We start from the raw sequence: 2,425 nt of genomic DNA, 5'->3' as shown, positions 1-2,425 counted from the left end.
TGTATTTGGCAAACTAAATGTGCCGAATTCGGAAATGTGAAAATGCCCAATTGATGAGCATGCCATAGAAAGTAAAAAAACCTTGCCAGCGTTCCCTCATCACTCTACTCTCTTGTTTGGCGACATCAGACAGGAGAGGATGAAAGGAATGCTAGCAATGGCTTATGTTCAGTTTATCAAACATTTGAGAGAGAAAGAAGCGCTCTCTATAAATCAAATTGCAAAGAAATTGGGGATTCATTGGCGAACTGCGAAAAAATACGCAGATTGCGACGACTGGAATCAACCAATGAAGTCGGTGTCACGCCGCTATCGAGTGTTGGAGCCCTATCTCGATATTGTCGATGCATGGCTTCTGGAGGATGGGACACGCCCACGGAAACAGCGGCATACAGCGAAACGAATTTATGACCGGCTGGTTGCCGAACACGGCTTTACTGGCAGCGACCGTACCGTAAGGTACTACGTGGCCAAACGTCGCAAGGAATTGAGACAACAAGACAAAATGGCCTACCTGCGGTTGGAGCATCCTGGCGGCGAGGCTCAAGTGGATTTCGGCACAGTCCAGGTCATCCTCAATGGTCGAGAGCAAACCATGAAGCAACTGACGATATCCTTCCCGTACAGCAACGCCGCGTTTGCCATGTTGTTGCCAGCTGAAAACACAGAATGTTTCTTAGAGGGACTGCGGCGCATATTTGAGCGCATCGGCGGGGTTCCAACACGACTATGGTTCGATAATCTATCAGCTGCCGTTGTATCTGTAGGTCCGGAAGGACAGCGGCACCTGACAGACACATTCGAGCGATTTGTATTACATTATCGATTCGAACCCGTTTTTTGTAATCCGGCAAGCGGTCATGAGAAAGGACATGTCGAGAACAAAGTCGGATATACACGACGCAATTGGTGTGTGCCAACACCGAGCGGATCCAGTCTTGAGGAACTGCAAATCCAACTGGATCAACGCGCAGAACAAGACTTAAATCGACTCCACTACGCCAAGGGAGAGTCGATTCGCAAATTGTGGGAGCATGACCAAAGGAAATTGCTTCAATTGCCGATGATGCCCTTTGAGGCGGTTCGTTTGGGGCCAGCACGTGTGAACAATTACGGGGAAATCAAACTGGATGGTACACCTATTCCCCTTACGGGCACACAGCCAGGTCAAACCGTGTTGCTCAAAATTCGATGGGACACAGTCGACGTGTTGGATGCTCAGCAGCGCGTCATAACGACCATAGCCCGCCCTTACATGCAGCAGGGGCAACCCATTGACTGGGTCACCGTGTTGCGAGCTTTTCAGGCCAAACCACGTGCTCTCCCGTACGCTTCGTTGTTCGGCAACCTGCCGATGGCGATACAAAAATGGTTAACGTCAGCAGAAACGGTTGATGAGAAACGCCGCAGGCTTTCCTGGTTGATTCGCCAGCTCAAAAGTGGAGCAACTTTAGAACAACTCGATCACGTATTAGCAGTCCCAACCCCCGATTGGACGGTAATGGAACATCGGTTATATCGGATGCAGCATCCAGACCGTTCGTTTGAGGTCATTACTGATCCTTACACACCAACGGTGTTGTTACAGCAGGAGCCCGATATCTCCCGATATGACCAACTGAAACGGGCGGTGATGACACCGTGAAAGAGGAACTTCGTCGACTATGCAAAGCCTTACGGCTAGGTTATGTGATGGATCACTATGCCTCACAGCCATTTGAGAGCCGGGAACAATTTTTGTTGGCGGTCTTGCGGGCCGAAAAAGAACAACGAGAGCTGGCCAAGGTGCGTCGTCTGTTGAAAAAAGCACGATTTCATCAGATCAAGACACTGGAGAATTACACATTTGAATCGATCACATTTCCACCCAGCCTGACACAGCACGCGTTGTGTTCGCTTGAATTCGTACACAAGCGACAAAACATTTTGATGTTAGGAGGAGTCGGTACAGGGAAAACGCATCTAGCGACGGCACTGGGGGTAGCAGCGTGCCGGGAAGGATACAACGTGCGGTTCTTCCGGGTAGCAGATTTGGTGGCGCAGTTACAGCAACGTCACCACACCGGGACACTTGCACGTTTCAAGAAGGACATGGAACGATGCGACTTGTTGATCCTAGACGAGTTAGGATTTGTTCCGTTTCACCAGGATGGGGCCGAATTATTGTTTCACTTGATTGCAGATTGTTACGAACGAAACAGCATTATTGTGACTTCAAATCTGGAGTTTGGGCAGTGGACTCGGGTGTTCGGAGATAGCCGCCTAACGGCGGCCTTGGTGGATCGCCTCGTACACCATGCTCACATTCTAGCGTTTACTGGCGAGAGTTACCGATTGCGACATGCGCTTTCGGGACCTGAAAACGCGTGGCAAGGTTAGGCACAAAATGGCTGCCAAATTGAGCATTTTCTACTTGCCAAACACA

General features: G+C 49.9%; 2 protein-coding genes. Both read left to right on the top strand.

Translation table 11 applies throughout. The features are described from left to right. The first annotated feature begins 157 nt into the window (after positions 1–157). Positions 158–1,645, top strand: a complete 1,488-nt coding sequence (gene istA / locus KDN35_RS19625; RefSeq protein ID WP_212133735.1) for an IS21 family transposase — start codon at positions 158–160, stop codon at positions 1,643–1,645. After that, entirely contained in the window at positions 1,642–2,379 is a 738-nt protein-coding gene (gene istB, locus KDN35_RS19620) for an IS21-like element helper ATPase IstB (protein WP_212133733.1), read from the top strand. Before istA ends, istB begins: the two co-directional genes overlap by 4 nt. Positions 2,380–2,425 lie beyond the last annotated feature (46 nt).

Origin of the sequence: Brevibacillus sp. NL20B1 (genome assembly GCF_018195675.1) — a bacterium.
Taxonomy (GTDB): domain Bacteria; phylum Bacillota; class Bacilli; order Brevibacillales; family Brevibacillaceae; genus Brevibacillus; species Brevibacillus aydinogluensis.
The sequence above is the reverse complement of the archived record's forward strand: the minus strand, read 5'-3'. Positions and strand labels throughout refer to the sequence as shown.

Excerpts from the sequence above, each read along its gene's own strand:
- istA (WP_212133735.1), top strand. The coding sequence starts at position 158 with ATGGCTTATGTTCAGTTTATCAAACATTTGAGAGAGAAAGAAGCGCTC.